18 protein-coding genes are annotated in these 23,937 nt (G+C 68.6%); 10 read left to right on the top strand and 8 right to left on the bottom strand.

Annotated elements, in window-relative coordinates; genetic code table 11:
• Window positions 1–68: 68 nt before the first annotated feature.
• Together ACX9MO_RS02160 and ACX9MO_RS02155 are read right to left on the bottom strand one after the other, a co-directional pair.
• Window positions 69–1,934, bottom strand: coding sequence for an ABC transporter ATP-binding protein (locus ACX9MO_RS02160; protein ID WP_462213379.1), 1,866 nt, complete (start codon window positions 1,932–1,934; stop codon window positions 69–71).
• 310 nt (window positions 1,935–2,244) lie between these two features.
• Window positions 2,245–2,736: an Lrp/AsnC family transcriptional regulator gene (locus ACX9MO_RS02155; RefSeq protein ID WP_462213378.1), complete on the bottom strand. Its 492-nt coding sequence runs from the start codon at window positions 2,734–2,736 to the stop codon at window positions 2,245–2,247.
• 110 nt (window positions 2,737–2,846) lie between these two features.
• Between ACX9MO_RS02155 and putA the strand changes: the two genes are divergently transcribed.
• Both putA and ACX9MO_RS02145 read left to right on the top strand, forming a co-directional pair.
• On the top strand, window positions 2,847–6,284 hold the full coding sequence (gene putA, locus ACX9MO_RS02150; RefSeq protein WP_462213377.1) for a bifunctional proline dehydrogenase/L-glutamate gamma-semialdehyde dehydrogenase PutA: 3,438 nt from the start codon (window positions 2,847–2,849) through the stop codon (window positions 6,282–6,284).
• 342 nt (window positions 6,285–6,626) lie between these two features.
• Window positions 6,627–7,466: a fumarylacetoacetate hydrolase family protein gene (locus ACX9MO_RS02145; RefSeq protein ID WP_462213376.1), complete on the top strand. Its 840-nt coding sequence runs from the start codon at window positions 6,627–6,629 to the stop codon at window positions 7,464–7,466.
• A 79-nt stretch (window positions 7,467–7,545) separates the two neighbouring features.
• Here the strand turns inward: ACX9MO_RS02145 and ACX9MO_RS02140 are convergent, their stop codons facing one another.
• From ACX9MO_RS02140 to ACX9MO_RS02130, 3 genes are all read right to left on the bottom strand, one after another.
• Entirely contained in the window at window positions 7,546–8,979 is a 1,434-nt protein-coding gene (locus ACX9MO_RS02140; RefSeq protein ID WP_462213375.1) for an FGGY family carbohydrate kinase, read from the bottom strand.
• Window positions 8,976–10,178: an FAD-dependent oxidoreductase gene (locus ACX9MO_RS02135; RefSeq protein ID WP_462213374.1), complete on the bottom strand. Its 1,203-nt coding sequence runs from the start codon at window positions 10,176–10,178 to the stop codon at window positions 8,976–8,978. The genes ACX9MO_RS02140 and ACX9MO_RS02135 overlap by 4 nt, the downstream gene beginning before the upstream one ends.
• Window positions 10,179–10,357: 179 nt before the next feature.
• Complete coding sequence (locus ACX9MO_RS02130) at window positions 10,358–11,752, bottom strand: FAD-dependent oxidoreductase (RefSeq protein WP_462213373.1); 1,395 nt, start codon at window positions 11,750–11,752, stop codon at window positions 10,358–10,360.
• Between the two features lie 197 nt (window positions 11,753–11,949).
• On the opposite strand from ACX9MO_RS02130, the gene ACX9MO_RS02125 reads away from it, so the two are divergent.
• The 7 genes from ACX9MO_RS02125 to ACX9MO_RS02095 all read left to right on the top strand — a co-directional run bounded on the left by ACX9MO_RS02125 (window position 11,950) and on the right by ACX9MO_RS02095 (window position 19,772).
• Window positions 11,950–12,705 carry a DeoR/GlpR family DNA-binding transcription regulator gene (locus tag ACX9MO_RS02125; protein ID WP_462213372.1) on the top strand — a complete coding sequence of 252 codons (756 nt, stop codon included), beginning with the start codon at window positions 11,950–11,952 and terminating at the stop codon, window positions 12,703–12,705.
• Window positions 12,706–12,750: 45 nt separating this feature from the next.
• Window positions 12,751–13,305, top strand: coding sequence for a TRAP transporter small permease subunit (locus tag ACX9MO_RS02120; protein ID WP_222492637.1), 555 nt, complete (start codon window positions 12,751–12,753; stop codon window positions 13,303–13,305).
• Complete coding sequence (locus ACX9MO_RS02115) at window positions 13,302–14,636, top strand: TRAP transporter large permease (RefSeq protein WP_222492639.1); 1,335 nt, start codon at window positions 13,302–13,304, stop codon at window positions 14,634–14,636. Before ACX9MO_RS02120 ends, ACX9MO_RS02115 begins: the two co-directional genes overlap by 4 nt.
• Window positions 14,637–14,733: 97 nt before the next feature.
• Entirely contained in the window at window positions 14,734–15,768 is a 1,035-nt protein-coding gene (locus ACX9MO_RS02110; RefSeq protein WP_222493053.1) for a TRAP transporter substrate-binding protein, read from the top strand.
• 87 nt (window positions 15,769–15,855) lie between these two features.
• Window positions 15,856–17,220: a glutamine synthetase family protein gene (locus tag ACX9MO_RS02105; protein WP_462213371.1), complete on the top strand. Its 1,365-nt coding sequence runs from the start codon at window positions 15,856–15,858 to the stop codon at window positions 17,218–17,220.
• A 21-nt stretch (window positions 17,221–17,241) separates the two neighbouring features.
• Window positions 17,242–18,630 (top strand): aldehyde dehydrogenase family protein, encoded by a 1,389-nt coding sequence (locus ACX9MO_RS02100; protein ID WP_222492643.1) that lies wholly within the window; start codon window positions 17,242–17,244, stop codon window positions 18,628–18,630.
• A complete protein-coding gene (locus ACX9MO_RS02095; RefSeq protein ID WP_462213370.1) occupies window positions 18,627–19,772 on the top strand; it encodes an iron-containing alcohol dehydrogenase in 1,146 nt (381 codons plus the stop codon). The genes ACX9MO_RS02100 and ACX9MO_RS02095 overlap by 4 nt, the downstream gene beginning before the upstream one ends.
• A 42-nt stretch (window positions 19,773–19,814) precedes the next feature.
• Here the strand turns inward: ACX9MO_RS02095 and ACX9MO_RS02090 are convergent, their stop codons facing one another.
• Genes ACX9MO_RS02090 through ACX9MO_RS02080 form a run of 3 tightly spaced genes read right to left on the bottom strand, consistent with a single transcriptional unit; the run spans window position 19,815 to window position 23,053 of the window.
• Window positions 19,815–20,444 carry a TetR/AcrR family transcriptional regulator gene (locus tag ACX9MO_RS02090; protein WP_222492647.1) on the bottom strand — a complete coding sequence of 210 codons (630 nt, stop codon included), beginning with the start codon at window positions 20,442–20,444 and terminating at the stop codon, window positions 19,815–19,817.
• 57 nt (window positions 20,445–20,501) lie between these two features.
• Window positions 20,502–21,665, bottom strand: a complete 1,164-nt coding sequence (locus ACX9MO_RS02085) for an acetate/propionate family kinase (protein ID WP_222492649.1) — start codon at window positions 21,663–21,665, stop codon at window positions 20,502–20,504.
• The gene (locus ACX9MO_RS02080; protein WP_462213369.1) at window positions 21,662–23,053 is read right to left on the bottom strand and encodes a bifunctional enoyl-CoA hydratase/phosphate acetyltransferase; all 1,392 of its coding nucleotides are present in this window, start codon (window positions 23,051–23,053) and stop codon (window positions 21,662–21,664) included. Before ACX9MO_RS02080 ends, ACX9MO_RS02085 begins: the two co-directional genes overlap by 4 nt.
• A 411-nt stretch (window positions 23,054–23,464) precedes the next feature.
• Between ACX9MO_RS02080 and ACX9MO_RS02075 the strand changes: the two genes are divergently transcribed.
• Entirely contained in the window at window positions 23,465–23,770 is a 306-nt protein-coding gene (locus tag ACX9MO_RS02075) for a phasin family protein (protein WP_222492652.1), read from the top strand.
• Window positions 23,771–23,937: the final 167 nt, after the last annotated feature.

Below are 23,937 nucleotides of genomic sequence, written 5' to 3'. Positions count from 1 at the left end.
GGGCGGGCCTTCGGAGACGGTGGGGGGCTGGGGCAGGCGGCGAGAGCCGCGCCCGGGACGGCCGCCGGTCAGCCCTGCCCCTGGGCGATGCCGCCGAACTGCTGGTCATAGAGCGCCCGGAACGGACCGGGGCGCAGCAGCAGGTTCTGCGGGCTGCCCGACTGCACCACGCGGCCCGCGTCGATGACGTGGATCTGGTCCGCCTCCATCACGGTCGAGAGCCGGTGCGCGATCACGATGGTCGTCGTGTTCTGGCTGATCCGGGCGAGGGCCTCCTTGATCAGCCGTTCCGACGTGGCGTCGAGGGCGCTGGTGGCCTCGTCCAGCAGCAGGATGCTGCCGCCGCGCAGGAAGGCGCGCGCAATCGCCAGCCGCTGACGCTGCCCGCCGGAGAGGAAGGCGCCGTTCTCGCCGACCTCGGTGTAGTAGCCCTGCGGCAGCGCGGTGATGAAGTCATGCGCATTGGCCTCCTTCGCGGCGGCGATGACGTCCTCCTCGCTGGCGTCGGGGCGCGCGAGGCGGAGGTTGTTCATCACCGTGGTGGAGAAGAGGAAGGTATCCTGCCCGACGTAGGACAGCCGCTGGTGCAGCGACTTGGCGGTCACGTCGCGCAGGTCCACGCCGTCAACGCTGACCACGCCGCCGGTGGGGTCGTAGAGCCGCATCAGCAGGTTGAGGATCGTCGACTTGCCGCTGCCCGACGCGCCGACGAGCGCCGTGGTCTGGCCGGCGGGGAAGGTCAGGTCGATGCCGTCCAGCACCGGCGTCTTGTCGCGGTAGCCGAAGCGGACGTCCTTCATCTCGACCGCGCCGGGGCCGGCGGGCAGGGCGCGGGCGTCTGACGGATCCTCGACGGTGAGGGGCTGGTCGATCAGGTCGAACATCATCCGCAGCGGCACGATCAGGCCCTCGATCCGCACCCGCATCCGGGTCAGCCGCTTGGCCGGCTCATAGGCCATCAGCAGCGCGGTGATGAAGGACATCAGCTGCCCCGGCGTGGTCGGCTGGCCGTCGACGAAGTCGATCGCGCTGATCAGCACCACGGCCGCGATCACGAGGCCCGAAAGCGTCTCGATCAGGGGCGAGGTGATGGCGTTCAGCCGCGCCACGGCGTTGGAGCGCTTCTCCACCTGCCGCACGGCGCCGTCCATGTGGCGCGACATCTGCGGCTCCAGCCCGAAGAGCTTGATGATCTGGAACCCTTTCGCCGTCTCCTGCGTGACCTTCACGATCTCGGTCAGCGAGGCGGTCTCCTTCTCGACGATGGTGCGCACCTTCTTAAGGATCGTCCGCACACCCAGCAGCACGATGGGCCCGCCCACCAACGAGACGAGGGTCAGCAGCGGCTGCTGCCAGAACATGACGAAGATCAGACCGATCAGCGTCAGCAGGTCGCGCACGAAGGAGGTGACGACGAGGTCGATCATCTGCCGCGCGTTCTGCGCGCTGCGGGTCGTGTGCAGCAGCAGGTTGGAGGATTCGTTGACGTTGAAGAAGCTCACGCTCTGCGCCAGCAGGCGGTCGTAGAACTTCATCTGCAGCATCGCCACCAGCCGGTTGCCCGCGCGGGTCATGAAGACCGTCTGCACGTAGGTGGCGATGCCCTTGACGGTGAAGATCGCGGCCACGGCGATGGCGACGTACAAGACACGCTGCCGGTTCTCGGTGTCGCTCATGGCATCGACGATGCCTTCCATCACCCAGGCCGTCAGGGCAGAGCCCGCGGCGGCCACGATCATGGCGATGATGGCGATGGCATAGGTGCCGGCCTGCGTCGTCAGGCCGGTCATCACCAGCCGCCGGACGAAGTTCTTGTTCGTCTCCTCCTTCAGGCTCGCACGGGCGGGCTTGGCGTTCGGGGCGTCCGACGCGGGAACAAGAACGGGTTCGGGGGCGGGGCTGCCGGATGCGGCCCTGTCGGGGGTTTCTGGCATGTCTAGGTCGTCTCATTGCCCCGGGGAGGCGGGGCTGGGGATGGGGCGTGCGCTTTGGCCCGGGGGCCTCGGGGCGGTTGTCGGTACCGTCTTGCTGGCCGGCGCAGGGGCGCTGGCCGGCAAGGCGGAGGCCGTCTATCTCTGGAGAGACGATAGCAGGCCGATCCTGATACGCACAACATCAGGTTGTCCGACGCTGCGGACACCCTCGAAAGCGTCCGCCTACTTGGGGCCTGCGCGGCGCCCTGTCCATGCCGCGCGCCGCGACATGCGGGCCGTGACCGTCACATTCGCGTGAAAGCAAACCGTCTCAGGCCGTCATGGCCGCGTCCTTGACGCTCTCCATCGCCATGTAGGTCGAGGTATGCGCCACATGCGGCAGGGCCGACAATTGCTCGCCGAGGAAGCGCCGGTAGGCGGTGATGTCCCGCGTGCGGATCTTCACGATATAGTCGAAGCCGCCGGCGATCATGTGGCACTGCTCCACCTCCGGCAGGCGCGCGATCGCGGTGTTGAACTCCTTCAGCGCCCGTTCCGTGGTGTCGCGCAGCTTCACCTCGACGAAGGCCACGTTCTCCAGCCCCAGCATCACCGGGTCGAGCTGGGCCCGGTAGCCGAGGATGTAGCCCTCCGCTTCCAGCCGCCGGATGCGCGCGGCGCAGGGCGTCTTGGAGAGGCCCACCTCGGCCGCCAGATCGGTCACGGTGATCCGCGCATTGTGACTCAGCGTGTCGAGAATCCGGCGGTCCAGCGCGTCAAGATCACTGCGAGCGACCCACGGGTCTGTCATTTTCTCTGCCATGTGGCCTCACAAGGGTCATTTCGCCTATGATTTGACGATTTTCGGAGAAAATGGAAGTCTTCAATCTGCGATACTAGAGACAAATGCCCCTCTCACCGATGGAGCCCTCCATGACCGCGCCTTTCCAAGCCCCGCTCGCCCCTCTGCCCGATGAAGCCGCCGCCCTTGCGGCGCTGCTGCAGGAGACCTCGGTCGATGCCGCCCTGCGTGGGCGCATCTCGACCCGCGCCACCCATATGGTGCGCGACCTGCGCGGCTCCGGCGGGCCGGGCATGATGGAGCTCTTCCTTGCCGAATACGGCCTTTCGACCGAGGAGGGCGTGGCGCTGATGTCGCTGGCCGAGGCGCTGCTGCGCGTGCCCGACAGCCACACCCGCGACGCGCTGATCCAGGACAAGATCGCCCGCCACGACTGGGCCGGGCACCTCGGCCATTCGGGCAGCTGGATGGTGAACGCCTCGACGCTGGCGCTGACCACGGCGGGCAAGGTTCTGGGCGAAGGTTCCACCGGGCCGCTCTCGGGCGCACTGCACCGCGCGGTCAAGCGCGTGGGCGAGCCTGCGATCCGCAAGGCCGTGGGGCAGGTGATGGAGGCGGCGGGCCGCCAGTTCGTTCTGGGCGAGACCATCGAGGGCGCCACCAAGCGGGCCGCCACGCTGGAGGCCAAGGGCGTGACCCATTCCTATGACATGCTGGGCGAGGCGGCCCTGACCGAGGCCGACGCGCAGCGCTACATCGCCGCCTATGCCAAGGCCATCGCCCATCTGGCGAGCCGGGTGAAGGGCGATGACATCCGCGCCAACCCGGGCATCTCGATCAAGCTCTCGGCGCTCTTCCCGCGCTACGAGACCGCGCAGGCCGACCGCGTGATGGTCGACCTCGTGGCGCGCACCCGGGACCTCGCCCGTCAGGCGAAGGCCGCGGGCATCGGGCTCAACATCGACGCGGAGGAGGCCGCACGGCTGGAGCTGTCGCTGGACGTGATCGCCGCCGTCATGGCCGATCCCGAACTGGCGGGCTGGGACGGCTTCGGCGTGGTGGTGCAGGCCTATGGGCTGCGCGCCGGCGAGGTGATCGATTGGCTCTACGGGCTGGCCGGGCGTCTGGACCGCAAGATCATGGTCCGTCTGGTGAAGGGCGCCTACTGGGACGCCGAGATCAAGCGCGCGCAGGTCGAGGGGCTGGAGGGCTTCCCGGTTTACACCCAGAAGGCCTCGACCGATGTCAGCTACATCTGCAACGCGGCCAAGCTGCTGGAGATGACGGACCGGATCTATCCGCAGTTCGCCACCCACAACGCGCATACCATGGCCGCGATCCTCGAAATGGCGCCCTCCAAGGACGTGTTCGAATTCCAGCGCCTGCATGGCATGGGCGAAGAACTGCACGCGCTGGTGCGCAAGGCCGAAGGCACGCGCTGCCGGATCTACGCGCCCGTCGGGTCCTACCGCGACCTGCTGGCCTACCTCGTGCGGCGCTTGCTGGAAAACGGGGCGAACTCCTCCTTCGTGCACCAGATCGCCGATGAAAACGTCGCGCCGGAAGAGATTGCCGCCGATCCCTTCCTTGCCGTCGAAGGCTGGCTTGCCGCCCCGCACAACCCGGCGATCGACCTGCCGGAGGGGCTGTTCGCGCCCGAGCGTCCGAACTCCAAGGGTTTCGACCTCGACGATCCGGCAGAGCTGGCGGGCCTCGCCGTGGCGATGGAGCCCTTCGCCACCAAGCAGTACCTCGCAGGGCCCGAGGGCGGCGAGGAGCATCCCGTGATCAATCCCGCCACCGGGGCCGAAGTGGGCCGCGTCCGCCGCGTGTCCGCCGAGGGCGCCGTGGCGGCCTGTGACCGGGCGCGCGACTGGTCCGACACGCCCGTGGCCGAGCGCGCGGCGATCCTGAACCGCGCCGCCGACCTCTACGAGGCCCACGCGGGCGAGATCTTCGCCCTGCTGTCCCGTGAGGCGGGCAAGGTGCTGGCCGATGGCGTGGCGGAACTGCGGGAGGCGGTGGACTTCCTGCGCTACTACGCGGCGCAGGCCACGGCCTCGGAGGCAGCGCCTGCGGGCATCTTCGCCTGTATCTCGCCGTGGAACTTCCCGCTGGCGATCTTCACCGGCCAGATCTCGGCCGCCCTTGCCACCGGCAACGGTGTCGTGGCGAAACCGGCAGAGGCCACCTGCCTCACCGCTGATCTCGCCGTGGCGCTGCTGCACGAGGCGGGCGTGCCCGGCGACGTGCTGCAACTGCTGCCCGGCACCGGGGCCGAGGTGGGCGGCGCGATCACCGCGCATCCGCGCATCGCGGGCGTCTGCTTCACCGGCTCGACCGCCACGGCACAGCGCATCCACCGCACCATGGCCGACAGCCTGCCCGCAGGGGCGCCGCTGATCGCGGAGACGGGCGGCCTCAACGCGATGATCGTCGATGCCACGGCCCTGCCGGAACAGGCGATCACCGATATCATCGCTTCCTCTTTCCAGTCCGCCGGTCAACGTTGCTCGGCGCTGCGGGTGCTCTACCTGCAGGAGGACATCGCCGAGGGCTTCCTCGAAATGCTCTACGGCGCGATGGACGAGCTGCGCCTCGGCGATCCGGCGCAGATCACCACCGACGTGGGCCCGGTGATCGACGCCGCCGCCAAGGCCAAGATCGACGCCCATGTGGAGGCCGCCCGCAAGGAAGGCCGCCTGCTGCGCCAGATCGCGGCGCCGGGGCAGGGGACCTTCGTCGGCCCCGCCGTGATCAAGGTGGGCGGCATCGAGGACCTCGCCGAGGAGATCTTCGGCCCGGTCCTGCATGTGGCGACCTACCGGGCGCGGGACCTCGACCGCGTGGTCGAGGCGGTGAACGGCTGCGGCTATGGCCTGACCTTCGGGCTGCACAGCCGGATCGGCAGCCGCGTCGCGGACATCACGTCGCGCATCTGTGTCGGCAACGCCTATGTGAACCGCAACCAGATCGGCGCCATCGTCGGCTCGCAGCCCTTCGGCGGCGAGGGGCTCTCGGGCACCGGTCCCAAGGCGGGCGGTCCGCGTTACCTGACCCGCTTCCGCGCCGTCGAGGCCCCGGCGCTGCCCGCACCCGAGGGGCGTGCGGTCTCTGCCGAGGAGATCGAGGCCGCCTTCGCCGCGCTGCCGGTGCCGACGGCCTGCCTCGAAGAGGTCGAACTGCCCGGGCCCACGGGCGAGAAGAACACGCTGCGGACCTTCGCCCGCGACCGCGTGCTCTGCCTCGGGCCGACGGCCGAGGCGGTGGCCAAGCAGGTCGCTCAGGCGCGTCGTCTGGGCTGCCGGGCGGTGGGCGTGGCGCCGGGCTATGGCCTGGGTCTCGACGGCGTGGTGACGGCGCAGGTGCTGGCCGCGCTGCCCGATCTGGCCGCGGTCGTCTCGTGGCAGGCGGAGGCCGGTGACATCCGCCGCGCCCTCGCGGGCCGCGAGGGCGCGCTGGTGCCGCTGCTGGCGGATCAGGACTTCACCCGCTGGCTTGTGCTGGAGCGGCATTGCTGCATCAACACCGCCGCCGCCGGCGGCAACGCCGAGCTGCTGGCGGGCTGAGTCGCGCTCCGTCGGCTGGGGGCCTGCCGCTCGCGCGCGGCGGGCGACAGCTTTCCATGATCACCGCCCGGGCGCCCCGCGCCCGGGCCGCGCCCGTCCCGCCCCCTGGGCGGGCGCGCTGCGCGCTTCCGGGGCTATCGCCCCCTGCGGGCTCAAAGGCTCCCCCGGAGCCTTTGCAAGACGCCCTCCGGCCCCGGGACGGGCGCGACCCTCCCGTAAGGGCAAGGGATCAGGGGTGGTTCTCCCTGACGCCCCCCTGACGGCCCGCTGGCACCGCCATGAAGGGCTGTCATTCCCCAGCGCTTCCGCTAGGAAAGGGGCAAGACCAACAGGGAGGTTTCCATGAAATTGATGCGTGTCGGCCCGCAAGGGGCTGAAAAACCGGCCATTCTCGCAGATGACGGTTCGATCCGCGATCTCAGCGGCGTGGTGGAGGACATCAAGGGTGACGTGCTCTCGCCTGAGGGGCTGGCCAAGATTGCCGCGCTCGACCCGATGAGCCTGCCGGAACTGGCGGCAGACCGCATCGGGCCTTGCGTCGCGGGCACCACCAAGTTCCTCTGCATCGGCCTCAACTATGCCGACCATGCCGAGGAAGCGGGCATGCAGGTCCCGCCAGAGCCGGTGCTCTTCCTCAAGGGCCTGACCGCGATCTGCGGACCCAACGACGCCACGCCGCTGCCGCGCGGGTCCGAAAAGCTGGACTGGGAGGTCGAGCTGGCGGTGATCATCGGCAAGCCCGCGAAATACGTCTCGGAGGCCGAGGCGCTCGACTACGTCGCGGGCTACGCGGTGTCGAACGACGTCAGCGAACGCGCCTACCAGACCGAGCGCGCGGGCCAATGGACCAAGGGCAAGAGCTGCGACAACTTTGCCCCGCTGGGGCCATGGCTGGTGACCAGGGACGAGGTCGCCGATCCGCAGGCCCTCAAGATGTGGCTGACCGTGAACGGCGAGACGATGCAGGACGGCGCCACCACGACAATGGTCTACGCCGTGGCCCATGTGGTCAGCTACCTGAGCCAGTTCATGACCCTGATGCCGGGCGACGTGATCTCGACCGGGACGCCCCCGGGCGTGGGCATGGGGATGAAGCCGCCGCGCTACCTGAAGGTGGGCGACGTGGTGGAGCTGGGGATCGAGGGCCTCGGCCAGCAGCGGCAGGAGATCATCGCCGACTGAGGCGCGGGCGCGGGCTGGATATCGGCCCGCGCTATCCTACCGCCGGGGCGGAGGTCTGAGCCGTAGCAGGGGCTGCCCCTCAGCCCGTCACGGCGCGCCCATAGGACTGCACGGCCTCCCGCGCGGCCCGGAACCGGGCCGTGGCGCCGTCTGGCAGGGCGCGCGGGTGCAGCAGGCGGCCCTTCGGTGCGGCCTCCAGCACCGTTCCCGCCCCCGCCGCCGCCATCGCCGCCGTGCCGAGCGCGGTCAGCTCCGCCTCGTCCGAGATGCGGATGTCGCGGCCGAGCGCATCGCAGAGAAACTGGCAGATATAGGGGTTCGCGCTCATCCCGCCGTCGATGGAGACGGGGGCCGCGAGCGGCACCGCATCGCCCATGCTCTCCAGCACCTCGGCTGCGCGGAAGGCCACGCCCTCCAGCAGCGCCTGCATCATGTCGGCGGGCGAGGTGTCGAGCGAGAGCCCCATCCATGCGCCACGCGCCGAGCGGTCCCAATGGGGGCAGGCGAGGCCCGCGAGCGCGGGCACGAAGGCGAGGCCCCGGGCGATGGCGGGCGGCGCGTCGAAGCGGGCGATCTCGTCGAAGGTCTGGAAGAGCCCGGTTTCCCGCGCCCAGTTCACCGCCGAGGAGGCGGCGTAGACCCCGCCGTCGAGCGCATAGGTCGCACGGTCGCCGGCGATCTGCCAGGCGATCGTGGGGACCGGACCGGAGGCGGGGCGGCAGAGCGTCTCTCCGGTGACCGCAAGGGCGAAGGCCCCGGTGCCGAAGGTGATCTTGGCATCCCCCGCCGCGCGGCAGCCATGGCCGTAGAGCGCCGCCTGCTGGTCCACGAGGCTGGCGGTCAGTGGCCGCGGGCCTGCGCCGGTCTGCACGGTGCCGAGGTTCCCCGCGCAGGGCGTGATCGGCGGCAGCAGGTCCATCGGCACGCCGAAGAGCGCGCAGAGCTCCGCGTCCCACTGGCCGGTGTCGAGGTCCATCAGGGAGGTCCGGGAGGCGGTGGTGATGTCGGTCTCGTAGCGCCCGGTCAGCCGGTCGCGGAAGAAGGCATCGGTGGTGCCGAGGCGCAGGCGGCCCCGGGCGGCGAGGGCCTGCGCCTCGGGGATGTGGCGCAGGATCCAGCCCAGCTTGGAGGCGGAGAAATAGGGGTCGAGCGGCAGGCCCGCGCGGGCCTGCGTCAGGGCCTCGGCGCTCCCGGCCTTCAGGCGCTCCGTCTCGGGCGCGGTACGGCTGTCCTGCCAGACGATGACCGGGCTGACGGCGCGCCCGGTCTCGGCGTCCCAAGCGAGGCAGCTTTCACCCTGGTTGGCGAGGCCCACCGCGGTGACATCCTCCGGAGCGGCGGCGAGGCAGGCGGCGAGATTGGCGATCAGCTCCTCGGAGTCGTTTTCGACGTGGCCCGGAGCGGGGTAGATCTGACGGTGCCCGTGGCTGGCGAGCAGGCGCAGGCGGCCGTCCGGCTGTGCCAGTAGCGCGCGGGTCGAGGTGGTGCCCTGGTCGATGGCCAGCAGGGTCATGGCTGCCTCAGGGTGATTTCTGCGGACGGCCCCCGGGGCGTGGGCAGCGGCAGGGAGAGGCGCCGTTCGGGGCGGCTGTCGATCTGGCCGAGGGCGGTCTCGGCCTCCGGCGCGGTGAGAAGGGCGGTGCCGCGGGCGGGCTCGGCAAGACGCAGGTGCAGGCGCGGGAAGGCGGGCGACAGGTCGCCCGTGACCACGCGTTGCGGCAGGACGTAGCGCAGGGGCGCGGTGGGCGTGAGGGTGCAGCCGGTTTCGGGCGCGGGCAGGCGGCCGTCGAGATCGGCCAGGATCGCCTGGGCCACGGCGCGGCCCTCGGCCCAGCAGTGGCCCGCCGTCTCGACCCCGCGCAGCAGGTTGCCCGCCGCGAAATAGGCCGGATCGGAGCAGCGCCCGTATTGGTCGATCTGCGGCCCGCCGGTGCCGGGGTCGATCTGGACGGGACCGGGGCGGAGCAGCTGCGTCTCGGGCCGGAAGAGCCCGGTGAGGATGAGCCCGTCAGCCTCGATCCGCAGCGCGCCCTGGGGCGTGGCGAGGTGGATCGCGCGAACGCGCTCCTCGCCCTCGATGGCGGTGACCTGCGTCCGGGTGAGGAGCGGCACGCCGAGGGCCTTCGGCAGCAGGGCGGCGGGGAAGCGGGCGGTGGGGCGCGGCCCGGGCTCGACCATGGCCACCGGGCGGATGCCCGCGTGGCGGCAGGTGAGCAGGGCGGAGAAGGCGACCATCTCGGTCCCGAGGATCACCGGGCGGCGAAAGGGCGTGAGGTGGTCGAGGTAGACGAGGCCCTGCAGGGCGCCGGTGTTGAGCACGCCGCCGGGCTTGGTTCCGCCGATCATCCGCGCCGCGCGGGAGCTTTCCCGGCAGCCCATGGCAAGCAGCACCCGGTCGGGGGTCAACGTCTCGGGGCCCTCGGGGGCGAGCAGGTCGATCCGGCCGCCGGGATGGAGCGCGGTGACATGGGTCGAGAGGCGGATCTGCGCGCCCGCCGCACGGGCGGTCGCGGCGAGGCGGCGGGCATAGGCGCGGCCCGAGAGCAGGCGGCGGTATTCGCGCAGTCCATAGGGCGAGTGTCCGCAGTGGCGGGGAATGCCGCCCGGCTCGGGTTCGCGCTCGATCACCGTGACGGAATGGCCGGCCGCGGCGAGGGCGGCGGCGGCGGAGAGGCCGGCGGGGCCGGCGCCGATGATGGCGATCCGGGTCATGGGGCGAGCCGTGGGGCGGGTTGCGTGTGAGGGGGCTGTGCGGGAAGGGTCTGCGCCTGCGGCGGGCGGGGGAGGGGGGCTGTCTGCCCCCCGTCGCGCAGGGCGCGACTCCCCCCGAGGATGTTTTCGAGCGAAAGATGGGGCTGGGTGGCATGGGTGAGAGGGAGTGCGTGGGGCATTCAGTCCTCCATCCGGTCGGCGGGGCCGGTCATGGGCTGGGCGAGGCGGCCTTGGGTGAGCGTGGCAAGCGCGGCGGAGCAGTAGAAGCCCTGACAGCGGCCCATGGTGACGCGGGTCCGGCGCTTGAGGCCGGCGAGCGTGTTCGGGGCGAGGGGGCCGCTAAGGGCGGCCTCGACCTCGCGGCGCGTGACCTCCTCGCAGGGGCAGATCAGGCCGTCGTGGCCGGGGGCGTGGCAGTCGCGCGGGGCGGTGGTGGAGATGTTGGGGAGGCGCGGCGTGACCGGATCGGCGAGGGGGGCGGGGCGGTGGCCGAGGGTTTCCGCGAGGGCACGGACGTGCTGCGCGGTGCCGAGCGCGGAGGAGAGGCCGGTGGAGCGGATGCCGCCCACGGTGATCATGGCGCGGTCGGGGTGCGCCTTGATGCGGTATTCCTTATATTGCGTCGCGGGGCGCAGCCCGGCGTAGAGCGTGGTGACCTCGTGGTCGCGCAGCGCGGGCAGGATCTCCTCGCCCCGGGCCTTGAGGGCGGCGAGGGCCTCGGGCACGAGGGCGGCGGTGACGCGGTCGTCCTGATCCTCGGCGGTGGGGCCGACGAGGAGATTGCCGAAGGCGGTGCGGCAAAGGACGATGCCCTTGGTCTTCTCCGTGGGCACCGGCAGTAGAATGTGGTGGGCCAGGGAGGCGGCGGATTTGTCGTAGACCACGAACTGGCCCTTGCGGGGGCGGATGGTGAAATCGCGCTGGCCGAGAAGACGCTCGTCGAGCAGATCGCCCCAGAGGCCGGCGGCATTGATCACGAGGCCGGCGCGCAGCGGGTCTGCGGCGGTGTCGAGGTGCCAGTCGGTGCCGTCGTGCTGGCCGCCCGTCACCTCGGCGTTGCGCAGCAGGGTGGCGCCGTTGAGCAGCGCCTGCAGCAGGTAGGCATGGGGCGCGGACCAGGGGTCGATCAGGGATTCGCCCGGGACGCGGAAGCCGGCGCGCAGGCGGGGGGAGAGATGGGGCTCTTCCCGGCGGATCTCGGCGGCGGTGAGGGGGGCGGCATCGGTGACGCCATTGGCGTGGGCCTGGGCGAGCAGGGCGGGCAGGCGGGCCTCTTCCTCCTCGCTCCAGGCCAGCACGAGGGCGCCGCAGGGATCGAGCGGCAGGCCGAGCCCCGCGCGGATCGAGAGGTATTCGGCATGGCCCGCGGCCACGCAGCGCTGTTCCAGAGAGCCCTCGGGCGCATCGAACCCGGTGTGGAGGATGGCGGAATTGCCCTTGGAGGCGCCGTCGAGCACATCCGCTGCCTTTTCGAGCACCACGACGTTTGCCCCGTCCAGCGTGAAGGCCCGGGCGATGGCACAGCCGATCACCCCGGCCCCGATTACCGCGATATCGTAGCGTTCCGCTGCCATGCTGCCCCAGAGAGTGATGGATAGGTCGTAGGTAAAGTCGTGGATTTTGTGGCACGATTTGCCCGTTCGGTCAATTCTCCCCGGCACGACGCAGCGGTTTTGACCGATTGATCGGAAAAAATGTTGACACGGGCGCGGGGCCTCGGATTTCCTCTGGCCATTGTTTTCACACACATGATCCTGCCGAGGTCCCCCCGATGAAACCAGCAGAGCGCCGTTCGCGGATCGCCGAGGCCGTCGCAGCGGCCGGGCAGATGTCCGTCGAGGCGCTCGCGGATCTCTTCGAGGTCTCGGCCGAGACGATCCGGCGCGACCTCGCGCAGCTGGACGAGGCCGGGCGGCTTCAGAAGATGCACGGCGGCGCGCGGCGCCCGCGGCTCCATATCGAGGGGCCGCTGCCCGAGCGGATGGAGGAAGACACCGCCGGCAAGGAAGAGATCGGCCGCAAGCTGGCGGCCCACGTGCGGCCCGGCGAGACGATCTTTGTCGACACCGGATCGACCACCGTCATTGGCGCGCGGGCGCTGGCCGAGGTGCCGGGGCTGACGGTGATCACCAATTCGCTGGGCGTCGCGCAGGTGCTGGGGCAGGCGGGGGGCACCGTGAAGGTCTTCCTGCTGGGCGGGGCCTATGGCGCGGGCAATGCCCAGACCGTGGGACCCATGGTCATCGACCAGATCGACCGCTTCCAGGCGGATCAGGCGGTGATCACGGTGGCCGCGGTGGACGCGGAAACTGGCGCCATGGATTCGGATGCGCAGGAGGCCCATGTGGCCCGCGCGATGATGGCGCGTTCGGAACGGGTGGTAGTGCTGGCCAACGGGGCCAAGATCGGCCGCCGCGCCGCCTTCCGGCTGTGCAGACTGGATGCAATCGACACGCTGATCACCAACGTCACACCGGATGAGGCTTTCACGGCCGCTCTGGCGCGGGCGAAGGTGGAGCTGCTCTGACCTCCGATCAACGGGGGCGGGGAAAAGAACAGGGAGTACGGGCAGATGCCCAAGGCAATCAGGACCTATGTCCGGGTGGTGGACACCCTATCGCAATACGTGGGCTACGTGGCCATGTACCTCATCTTTCTCATGGTGGGGATCCTGCTGCTGGACGCGGTGACGCGCAATGTCATCGACATCCCGCTGCACTGGTGCATCGAGGCGGCGCAGTTCACGCTGGCAAGCTACTACTTCCTCGGCGGGGCGATGACGCTGAAGGACAATGACCATGTCCGGATGGACCTGCTCTATGACCGGCTCTCGGTGACGGGGAAGGCGCGGCTCGACCTGATCACGATGATCTGCCTGCTGTTCTACCTCGGCGTGCTGCTGACCGGCGCGATCTCCTCGCTGGAATACGCGATCCAGACCAACGAGCGCCGGTTCTCCATGTGGAACCCCTCGATGATCCCGATCAAGTCGCTGATGGTGGGCTGCATCATCCTGATGATCCTCCAGACCGTCTCGCTCTGCTTCAAGTACTGGGCGATCCTGCGCGGTGCGCCGCTGACGGACGAGCATGACCCGAACGAGATGGGCGAGGAGGACGTGGCATGAGCTATGAACTCATCGCGCTCTTGATGTTCGCCTCGATGATGGTGCTGCTGCTGACCGGGCAGCGGGTCTTTGCGGCCATCGGCTTCGTCGCCTCGGGGGCGGTGTTGCTGCTCTATGGCACGGGCGGGATCGAGATCCCCTTCTCGGCGGCGTTCAAGCTTTTCAACTGGTTCCCGATGCTGACGCTGCCGCTCTTCATCTACATGGGCTACGTGCTGAGCGAGGCGGGCATCGCCGAAGACCTCTACCGGATGCTCCATGTCTGGTTCGGCAAGGTCCGGGGCGGGCTGGCGATCGGGACGATCTTCCTGATGGTCATCATCTCGGCCATGAACGGGCTGTCTGTTGCGGGCATGGCCATCGGGGCCACGATCGCGCTGCCCGAGATGCTGCGCCGGGGCTACGACAAGGTGCTGATCACCGGAGTGGTGCAGGGGGGATCCTCGCTGGGCATCCTCGTGCCGCCCTCGGTGGTCATGGTGCTGTATGGCATGATCGCGCGGCAACCGGTGAGCCAGCTGTGGCTGGCGGGCGTGCTGCCGGGGCTGATCATGGCGGGGATGTTCGTCGTCTACGTGGTGGTGCGCTGCAAGCTGAACCCCGCCCTCGCGCCGACCGTCTCGGACGAGGAGATGACCATGCCGCTGAGCGAGAAGCTCAAGCTGCTGCGCGCGGGCATCATTCCCTTCCTAATCTTCTTCGCCATGACCGGGCTCTTCGTCATGGGGATCACCTCGCTGGTGGAAAGCTCTGCCGTGGGGGCCACGGCGGCCACGCTGGCGGCGGCGGTGAAGGGGCGGCTGACCTTCCGCATGATGCACGAGACGGCGCGCAAGACGCTGGCGATCTCCTGCATGTTCCTGTGGCTGATCCTTGCGGCGCTGGCCTTTGGCGCGGTCTTCGACGGCATCGGGGCGGTGCGCGCGATCGAGAACCTCTTCATCACCCGGTGGGAACTGACGCCCTGGCAGGTGATCATCATGATGCAGCTCAGCTTCATCGTGATGGGCATGTTCCTCGATGACACGGCGATGCTGGTGATCGTGGCGCCGCTCTACGTGCCGCTCGTGAAACTGCTGGACCTCGGCTTCGGCAACCAGCTGATCTGGTTCGGCGTGCTCTACACGATGACCTGCCAGATCGCCTACATCACGCCGCCCTTCGGCTATAACCTGTTCCTGATGCGGGCGATGGCACCGAAAGAGATCACGCTACCCGATATCTACCGCTCCATCTGGCCCTTCGTGGCGATGATGGCGCTGACCATCGCACTGGTCATGATTTTCCCGCAGATCGCACTGTGGCTGCCGGAATACGTGCGGGGGCGCTGAGGCCCCCGTTCCACCAAAGGCCCGACAAGAGGCCACCCTTTAACCCCAGGAGAGAGATATGAGTGATTTGATCAAACCCACACCGTCCGAGAAGATCCTGTCGTCCCGCCGCCGCTTCCTGAAGGGCGCGGGCGTCGGTGCCGCGGCCACGCTGGCCGCCCCGGCCGTGATCGCCCAGACCGGCGCGATCAAGTGGCGCCTGCAGACCTACTCCGGCGCGCCCCTCGGGGCCCACGTCATCAAGCCGCAGATCGACGCCTTCAACGAGGCGGCGAACGGCGAGATGGAGATCGAGCTCTACTACGCCGACCAGCTGGTGCCGACGGGCGAGCTGTTCCGCGCCATGCAGAACGGCACCATCGACGCCGTGCAGTCGGACGAGGCCACCATGGCCTCGCCGGTCGATATCTCGGTCTTCGGCGGCTACTTCCCCTTCGCCACGCGCTACTCGCTCGATGTGCCGGCGCTCTTCAACTACTACGGGCTGAAGGAAATCTGGGAAGACGCCTATTCCGAGGTCGACAACGTGACCTGGCTCTCCGCCGGGGCATGGGATCCGCTGCACATCTTCACCAAGGAGCCGATCCGCTCGCTCGAGGACATGCGCGGCAAGCGCGTCTTCGGCGTGCCCACCGCCGGGCGCTTCCTGTCGCAATACGGGCTGATCCCCGTGACCGTGCCGTGGGATGACGTCGAAGTGGCGCTTCAGACAGGCGAGCTGGACGGCGTCGCCTGGTGCGGCTTCACCGAGGCCTACGAGGTCGGTTGGGCTGATTTGTGCAATTATGCCCTCACCAACAGCGTCACCGGCGCGTGGTTCGGTTCGTATTTCGCAAACACCGAAAGCTGGAACAAGGTGCCGCCGCACCTGCAGGAGCTCTTCAAGATCACCATCGACCAGTCGCATTACTACCGTGCCGTTTGGTACTGGGGCGGCGAGGCCAAGCTGCGCGTCGAGGGCGAGAAGATGGAACTGACCTCGATCCCGCCCGAGGAATGGGCCACCGTGGTCAAGGACGCCGAAACCTTCTGGGACGAGATCGCGGCCCAGGGCGAGCGCCCCGCGAAGGTCGTCGAGGCCTTCAAGAAATACGCTGCAACCATGGAAAAAGCGGGCTATCCCTACCGCTGACGCCATCCGGGCCGGGCGCATCGCGTCGCCCGGCCCAACCGCAACTTCGCGCCACAGGGCGCTGATTTTCCGAAAGAAGAGACGGACATGCCTGCCAATCTGACGTTCGACAAGCTCAAGGAAATGGTCGCCGCGGGCGAGATCGACACGGTGCTGACCTGCATCGTGGACATGCAGGGGCGTCTGATGGGCAAACGCTTCCACGCGGTGCATTTCGTGAACAGCGGCTACGAGGAAACCCACGGCTGCAACTACCTGCTGGCCACCGACCTCGAAATGACCACGGTGCAGGGCTTCAAGTCCACCAACTGGGAGGCGGGCTATGGCGATTACGTGCACAAGCCCGATCTCGACACGCTGCGCCTCGTGCCCTGGCTGCCCGGCACCGCGATGGTGATGTGCGACCTGCTGGACCACCACACCCATGAACCCGTGCCCTTCTCGCCGCGCGCGATCCTCAAGAAGCAGGTGGCCCGCGCCAAGGCCATAGGCTTTGACGTCATGATGGCCACCGAGTTGGAGTTCTTCCTCTTCGAGCAGAGCTTCGACGCGATGCGCGACGGCAACTACCAGAACATGCAGACCTTCGGGCGGTACAACATCGACTACTCGATCTTCGGCACCACGAAGGAAGAGAGCGTGATGCGCGACATCCGCAACGGGCTCTACGGTGCCGGCATCCTGGTGGAGAACACCAAGGGCGAGGCCGAGGTCGGGCAGGAGGAGATCAACGTCAGGTATTCCGACGCGCTCGACACCGCCGACATGCACACGATCACCAAGAACGCCACCAAGGAGATCGCCCACAAGCACGGGCGGTCCGTCACCTTCATGGCGAAGTATCACACCGACCGGGCGGGCAATTCCTCCCATGTGCACCAGTCGCTCTGGAAGGACGGCCAGCCCGCCTTCCTCGACATGGAGGACACCTATGGCATGTCCGCGACCATGAAGAGCTACATGGCCGGCCTGCTGGAACATGCCCGCGACATGACCTATTTCCTCGCGCCCTATCCCAACAGCTACAAGCGCTTCTGCGTCGGGCTCTTCGCGCCGACCAAGGCGGTCTGGTCCACCGACAACCGCACCGCGGGCTTCCGCGTCTGCGGCGAGCGGACCAAGGGCGTGCGGGTGGAATGCCGCATCGGCGGCGCGGACCTGAACCCCTACCTGGCGCTGGCGGCACAGATTGCCGCGGGCCTCGACGGGCTGGAGCGCGGGCTGGACCTGGAACCCGCCACCCATGGTGACGTCTACCAGGCCGACAAGGTGCGCGAGGTGCCGCGCTCGCTGGACGAGGCGGCGGAGCTGCTGTGGAATTCCAGGATGCTGCGCGACGCCTTCGGCGACGATGTGGTGGAACACTACCACCGCGCGGCCCTGTGGGAGATCGAAGAGCGGGACCGTATCGTGACCGACTGGGAAGTCCGGCACGGTTTCGAACAGGCGTAAGCCTTTACCGGAGCGTAAGACATGACTGACATGATCCAATGTATCTCGCCCGTGGACGGGCGGGTCTATGCGGAGCGCCCCGCGATGCCGCTGGACGAGGCACGCGCCGCCGTGGCCCGCGCCGCCGCCGCACAGGCCGAGTGGGCCGAGAAACCGCTGGCAGAGCGGATTGCCATCGTGGAGGCGGGCCTTGCCGCGCTGAACGAGGAGAGCGCCGAGGCCGTCGAGGAACTGGCCTGGCAGATGGGCCGCCCGGTGCGCTACGGCGGCGAGTTCGGCGGCATGAACGAGCGGGCGGGCTACATGGCCTCGGTTGCCGAGGAGGCGCTGGCCCCCATCGTGGTGGAAAGCTCGGACGCCTTCGAGCGGCGCATCGAACGCGCGCCCCATGGGGTGGTGTTGGTCATTGCGCCGTGGAACTACCCCTACATGACGGCGATCAACGCCGTCGCGCCCGCGCTGATCGCGGGCAATGCGGTGATCCTGAAACACGCCTCCCAGACCCTGCTGGTGGGCGAGCGGATGGCCAAGGCCTTTGCGCGCGGCGGTGTCCCGGCGGAGCTTTTCCAGAACCTCTTCCTCACCCATGACGTGACCGAGGCACTGATCGGCGAACGCGCCTTCGGCTTCATCAACTTCACCGGTTCGGTCGGCGGCGGCACGGCGATCGAGAAAGCGGCGGCGGGCACCTTCACAGGCGTCGGGCTCGAACTGGGGGGCAAGGATCCGGGCTATGTCATGGAGGACGCGGACCTCGACTGGGCGGTGGACACGCTGCTGGACGGGGCGATGTTCAACGCGGGCCAGTGCTGCTGCGGGATCGAGCGGATCTATGTCCACGAAAGCCTCTACGATGCCTTCGTCGAAAAGGCCGTGGCCTTCGTGAATGGCCTGACACTGGGCAACCCGCTGGAGGAGGCCACCACGCTGGGGCCGATGGCCCATGCGCGCTTTGCCAAAGTGGTGCGCGAACAGGTGGCCGAGGCGGTGGCGCAGGGCGCCAAGCCCCTGATCGACCCGGCCGATTTCCCGGCCGATGACGGCGGCGCCTACCTGATGCCGCAGATCCTCGTCGACGTGACCCACGACATGCGTGTGATGAAGGAAGAGAGCTTCGGCCCCGTCGTGGGCATCATGCCGGTGAAGGACGATGCAGAGGCGCTCGCCCTGATGAACGATTGCGACTACGGGCTGACGGCCTCGCTCTGGACGCAGGACGTGGACCGGGCCATGGCGCTGGGGCGGCAGATCGAGACGGGAACCGTCTTCCTGAACCGCGCCGATTACCTCGATCCGGCCATGTGCTGGACCGGCTGCAAGGACACCGGGCGGGGCGCCTCGCTCTCGGTTCTGGGCTTCCACGCCCTGACCCGGCCGCGGTCCTACCATTTCAGAAAGGTGAAAGCATGACCCTCGTTGGAAACTGGTCCTATCCCACGGCGATCAAGTTCGGCGCAGGCCGGATCAAGGAGCTGCCCGAGGCCTGCAAGCAGGCGGGCATCTCCAAGCCGCTTCTGGTGACGGACAAGGGCCTTGCCGCGCTGCCGATCACGCAGGACACGCTGGCGATCATGGAGGCTGCGGGCCTCGGGGCTGCGCTCTTTGCCGAGGTCGATCCGAACCCGACCGAGATCAACCTCGCCGCCGGGATCGAGGCCTACAAGGCCGGCGGCCATGATGGCGTGATCGCCTTCGGCGGCGGATCGGGCCTCGACCTGGGCAAGACGATTGCCTTCATGGCGGGCCAGACCCGCCCGGTCTGGGATTTCGAGGACATCGGCGATTGGTGGACCCGCGCGGACGCCGCGAAGATCGCGCCCATCGTCGCCGTGCCCACCACCGCGGGCACCGGGTCGGAAGTGGGGCGCGCCACGGTGCTCACCAATTCCGAGACCCATTACAAGAAGATCATCTTCCACCCCAAGATGCTGCCCGCGGTCGTGATCTGCGACCCTGAGCTGACGGTGGGCATGCCCAGGATGATCACCGCGGGCACCGGCATGGATGCCTTCGCCCATTGCCTCGAGGCCTATTCCTCGCCCTTCTACCATCCGATGAGCCAGGGCGTCGCGCTGGAAGGGCTGCGGCTGGTGAACGACTACCTGCCGCGCGCCTATGCCGATGGCACGGACCTCGAGGCGCGGGCGCAGATGATGTCCGCAGCGATGATGGGGGCGGTGGCCTTCCAGAAGGGCCTCGGCGTGATCCATGCGCTGAGCCATCCGGTCGGCGCGCTCTACAACACGCACCACGGCACGACGAATGCCGTCGTCATGCCCGCCTGCCTCGCCTTCAATAGGCCAAAGATCGAGGCGCGGCTGGACCGCGCCGCGGCCTACATGGGCATCGCGGGCGGCTACGAGGGCTTCTGCGCCCGCGTGGTGGAGCTGAACGAGATGCTGGGCATCCCGGCCAAGCTCTCGGCGCTTGGCGTGGGGACCGACAAGATCGACCTGCTGACCGAAATGGCGCTGACCGACCCCTCGGTGGGGGGCAACCCGGTCGCGATGACGGTCGAGAACACCAAGGCGCTCTTCGAAGCGGTCATCTGACCGCAGGCACCCGGGGAGACATCCCCCGGGAAGAGGTCGGGATCAGGAGACGGGGGCGTCCGCCGGGGCGTCCCCGGTCTGCGTCGCGGGTGCTGGCTGGGGGCAGGGGCCGATCTCCTGCGCGCCCTCGGGCGTGATCATGCCATGGACGATCAGGTGCACGGCCTTCCACGCCAGCGTCGGACGCTCTGCCGGCGGGTGCCCGCTGAGCATCGCGCCGATCATCCGCAGGCCAAGCGCCATGTCCTCCGCGGTCATCTCCGCGCGCAGCAGGCCCTCGGACTTGGCGGCGTCGATCGGGGCCTCGAAACAGCGGATCAGGCGGTCCTGCAGGCGTTCCACCGCCTGCGGCTCGGCGGTCTGGGAGCGCCAGAAATCGTAGAGCGTGCAGTTGTCGGAGATTTCGCTGACCGTGGCGGTAAGGAGGTCGAAGAAGGCATGGGGGTCCTGCCGGCCCGCCACCAGCGTCTCGATCCGCTCGAAGGAACGTTCCAGCAGCGCCTCCACCAGCGCGCCCCGGTCAGGGAAGTTGCGGTAGAGCGTGGCCCGACCGACACCGGCCACCTGCCGGATGTGATCCAGCGGTGCGGTGATCCCCTCATTCAGGAAGACCTCATGCGCGGCCTGCAGCAGGCGGGCGCGGTTTCGAACGGCATCGGCGCGGCGTGTCATGCGGCGGAGTATATGGGTGGCCTCGGCAGGGTCAACGCAGGGCGGGCCGTATCGGGCCTACAGAAGTGCAGCTGCCGCGCGTGCGATCACGATCTCCTCATCCGTGGGGATGACGAGCACGCGGATCTTGCCGGTTCCGATCTCCCGCGCGTTCGCGGCATTGGCCTGCGGGTCGACCGAGACCCCCAGCCAGCCCATCGGATCGCAGATCCTCTGCCGCACGGGGGCCGCGTTCTCGCCGATGCCGCCGCAGAAGACGATGCCGTCCAGCCCCTCCAGTGCGGCGGCCATGGCCCCCAGTTCGCGCCTAATGCGGAAGGTGAAGTAATCCACCGCGTTCTTCGCGTCCGCGCTGTCTGAGCCGAGCAGGTCGCGCATGTCGTGGCTGATGCCTGAAATTCCGGCAAGACCCGATTTCGTATAGAGGATTTCGGCGATCCTCTCCGGCGAGAGTTTCTCCTGCTGGAGCATGTAGAGCACCACGCCCGGGTCGAGCTGGCCCGAGCGCGTGCCCATCGGCAGCCCGTCCAGCGCCGAGAACCCCATGGTCGAGGCCAGCGACCGCCCGGCCCGGATCGCGCAGAGCGAGGCCCCGTTGCCGAGGTGGGCGACGGCGACGCGGCCTTCGTGAAGGTCGGGATACTCTGCCTCCAGCACGCCGGTGATGTAGTCGTAGCTCAGCCCGTGGAAGCCGTAGCGCCGCACGCCCTTTTCGTAATACTCTTTCGGCAGGGCGAAGGTGTCGTTCACGAAGGGATGCGAGCGGTGGAAGGCGGTGTCGAAACAGGCCACCTGCAGCGCCTCCGGGAAGGCCTCCACCGCGGCACGGACACCGGCGAGGTTGTGCGGCTGGTGCAGCGGCGCGAAGGGCGAGAGTTGGTCGAGATCGGCGATGACTTCCTGCGTCAGCCGGGCCGGGGCGGAATGCTTGCGCCCGCCATGGACGACACGATGGCCCACGGCGCGGACCCGGGCGCTGGGGTAGGCGCCCTCCAGCGCGGCAAGCGCGGCCTGCAGCGCGCCCGAATGGCTGGTGGCGGCGATGCGCTCCTCCTTCGCGATGCTGCGCCCGCTGGCGCTGTCCGTCAGGGACAGGACGGGGGCGGAGCCGATCCGCTCCACCTTGCCTACGGCGCGGGGGACGGGATCGCCCTCCGCCGTGGCATAGAGCGCGAACTTCAGCGAGGAGGAGCCCGCGTTCAGCGTCAGCAGGTGGCTCATGCCGCGCCCCCGGAGATGCGGGCATGGTGCAGCGCCGCCACCGCGCAGGAGGCGAGGCGCGCCATGTCGTCGTCGGCGCGGGAGTTCAGGATGAAGGGCACCTTGGCCCCCAGCACCAGCCCGGCGCCTTCGGCGTGGGAGATGTAGGTGAGCTGTTTTGCCAGCATGTTGCCTGCGTCGAGGTTGGGCACCACCAGCACCTCGGCCCGGCCTGCCACGGGTGAGGTGATCCCCTTGGTCCGCGCGGCGGCAAGGTCCACGGCATTGTCCATCGCCAGCGGCCCGTCCACCAGCCCGCCGGTGATCTGCCCCCGGTCCGCCATCTTGCTCAGCAACGCCGCGTCGATGGAGGAGGGCAGGTCGGGGTTCACAGTCTCCACCGCCGAGAGCACGCCGACCTTGGGCTGTTCGATCCCCAGCGACAGCGCGAGGTCGATGGCGTTCTGCACGATGTCGACCTTGGTCTTGAGGTCGGGCTGGATGTTGATCGCCGCATCGGTGACCAGCAGCGGGTGGTTGAGCCCCGGCACATCCATCACGAAGACATGGGTGAAGCGGCGCCCGGTGCGCAGCCCCTTGGCCTTGTCGAGGGCCGCGCGCAGCAGGACGTCGGTGTGCAGGTGCCCCTTCATCACCGCGTGGGCCCGGCCCTCGTGCACCAGTGCCACGCCCTTCTCGGCGGCGGCGTTGTGGTCGGGCAGGTCGATCACCTCGATCCCGTCGAGGGGGCGGTCGATCTCCTCGGCGCAGGCTGCGATCTTGCGGGCGCAGCCCACGAGGATCGGCTCGATCAGCGTGTGATCGCGGCCCAGCAGCGCGCCGCCGAGCGAGTTCGGCTCCTCCGGGCAGACCACGGCGGTCTTGAGCGCGGGCAGGGGCTCGGCCTTGGCCAGCAGCGCCTCGAAGTGGCGGTGGCGCTGGACGATGAGGCCCGGCAGGTCGATGGTGGAGTAATGCAGCTTGTGCCTTGGCGCCTCCACGAGGGCCTCGCCGCTGAGGATCAGCGCATCGTCCGAGACCCGGCGGATCGTGGTGTCCAGCGTCACTGTGCCGGTGGCCGCGTCCTTCGCCGTCACCGTGACGGTCGAGATCAGCTCTTCCCCGGCATGGGCGCGTTCGTGGAAGGTGAACTGCTGCGACCGGTAGCGCGTGCCCGCGCCGGGCAGCACGTTGCCGAGCACCGCGGAGATCAGCGAGCCCAGGAACATGCCCGGGGCCACCGCCTCGTGCAGGCCGTCGCCATCGCCGTCGTAGTCATGCAGGTGCAGCGGGTTGTGATTGCCCGAGACATTCGCGAAGGCGATCAGGTCATCCTGCGTGCAGAGCCGACGGATCTGGGAGGTATCCCCCGGGGAGAGCTCATCGAACGTCCGGTTCTCGATCATCATGGTGCAACACTCCTGACCTTTACGCGACGGTACCTGCCTAGCCTCCGCCTGCCTCGCGGGACAAGCTGCAACCGGCACGTGACGTTGCGGTGACAGCATAACCGTCCATGTTCCGGGCGGATTTGCGCTGGATCATGCTGCGGTGCCGCGATCTGCGGCAGGGAGGGGGGGTGAGTTGGTCGCGACAGGGCCATGCGAGCGCGATCCGCCGCGCGGGGGCCATATCGGCGCAGATGAAATTTGCACCGCGCCGGCGTCGATCCGCCGATAAATTGCGCTCAAGCGGACAGATCGGGCAGAATCTGTCGCGGAAACCCCGCCGGATTGATCCGCGTCAAATCCATGTTTCACGGCTCTGCTATGATTCCCCTTGGGGTAACCAGTTTGAAAGTCAGTTTGAAAGGACGTGCCATGTGTGCCACCAAAACCACCGCTCCGAAGGCCGCAGGCTTCTTGGACAGCAAGGACATGCCGGTCTGGCCCGCGGCGCAGTTCTTTGAAACCTGGATGGAATTCGGGTCGGAGTTGTCCACCTTCACCGCGGCGCGGATGAAGGAAGACGTGGATTTCACCCACACGATGCTGCACTGCCGCACGCCGGCGGAGCTCTACCAGGCGCAGCTCGAGTTCTACAAGAAGGCCGTGAACGACTACCACGACGAAGCGGGCAAGCTGGTCGAGATCGGCCGCAAGATCGGCTTCGAAGAGGTCATCTGATCCTGCGCGGGCCCGACCGCGGCCTGAACGGGGCCCGGTTGAGATCCGTTTGAGACCTGTCCAAGGGACCGTCTTTCGTCCTGTCCGGGGGCCGGTTCGCGTGCGACGCCGGGGCTGGGCCCTTGTCGTGCTGCCCGCCGGACGGGCGGGCCGCGCAGGCGCGCGCG

The organism is Pseudooceanicola profundus, assembly GCF_054919315.1.
The sequence above is the reverse complement of the archived record's forward strand: the minus strand, read 5'-3'. Positions and strand labels throughout refer to the sequence as shown.

Excerpts from the sequence above, each read along its gene's own strand:
- ACX9MO_RS02160 (WP_462213379.1), bottom strand. The coding sequence starts at position 1,934 with ATGCCAGAAACCCCCGACAGGGCCGCATCCGGCAGCCCCGCCCCCGAA.
- ACX9MO_RS02155 (WP_462213378.1), bottom strand. The coding sequence starts at position 2,736 with ATGGCAGAGAAAATGACAGACCCGTGGGTCGCTCGCAGTGATCTTGAC.
- putA (WP_462213377.1), top strand. The coding sequence starts at position 2,847 with ATGACCGCGCCTTTCCAAGCCCCGCTCGCCCCTCTGCCCGATGAAGCC.
- ACX9MO_RS02145 (WP_462213376.1), top strand. The coding sequence starts at position 6,627 with ATGAAATTGATGCGTGTCGGCCCGCAAGGGGCTGAAAAACCGGCCATT.
- ACX9MO_RS02140 (WP_462213375.1), bottom strand. The coding sequence starts at position 8,979 with ATGACCCTGCTGGCCATCGACCAGGGCACCACCTCGACCCGCGCGCTA.
- ACX9MO_RS02135 (WP_462213374.1), bottom strand. The coding sequence starts at position 10,178 with ATGACCCGGATCGCCATCATCGGCGCCGGCCCCGCCGGCCTCTCCGCC.
- ACX9MO_RS02130 (WP_462213373.1), bottom strand. The coding sequence starts at position 11,752 with ATGGCAGCGGAACGCTACGATATCGCGGTAATCGGGGCCGGGGTGATC.
- ACX9MO_RS02125 (WP_462213372.1), top strand. The coding sequence starts at position 11,950 with ATGAAACCAGCAGAGCGCCGTTCGCGGATCGCCGAGGCCGTCGCAGCG.
- ACX9MO_RS02120 (WP_222492637.1), top strand. The coding sequence starts at position 12,751 with ATGCCCAAGGCAATCAGGACCTATGTCCGGGTGGTGGACACCCTATCG.
- ACX9MO_RS02115 (WP_222492639.1), top strand. The coding sequence starts at position 13,302 with ATGAGCTATGAACTCATCGCGCTCTTGATGTTCGCCTCGATGATGGTG.
- ACX9MO_RS02105 (WP_462213371.1), top strand. The coding sequence starts at position 15,856 with ATGCCTGCCAATCTGACGTTCGACAAGCTCAAGGAAATGGTCGCCGCG.
- ACX9MO_RS02100 (WP_222492643.1), top strand. The coding sequence starts at position 17,242 with ATGACTGACATGATCCAATGTATCTCGCCCGTGGACGGGCGGGTCTAT.
- ACX9MO_RS02095 (WP_462213370.1), top strand. The coding sequence starts at position 18,627 with ATGACCCTCGTTGGAAACTGGTCCTATCCCACGGCGATCAAGTTCGGC.
- ACX9MO_RS02090 (WP_222492647.1), bottom strand. The coding sequence starts at position 20,444 with ATGACACGCCGCGCCGATGCCGTTCGAAACCGCGCCCGCCTGCTGCAG.
- ACX9MO_RS02085 (WP_222492649.1), bottom strand. The coding sequence starts at position 21,665 with ATGAGCCACCTGCTGACGCTGAACGCGGGCTCCTCCTCGCTGAAGTTC.
- ACX9MO_RS02080 (WP_462213369.1), bottom strand. The coding sequence starts at position 23,053 with ATGATGATCGAGAACCGGACGTTCGATGAGCTCTCCCCGGGGGATACC.
- ACX9MO_RS02075 (WP_222492652.1), top strand. The coding sequence starts at position 23,465 with ATGTGTGCCACCAAAACCACCGCTCCGAAGGCCGCAGGCTTCTTGGAC.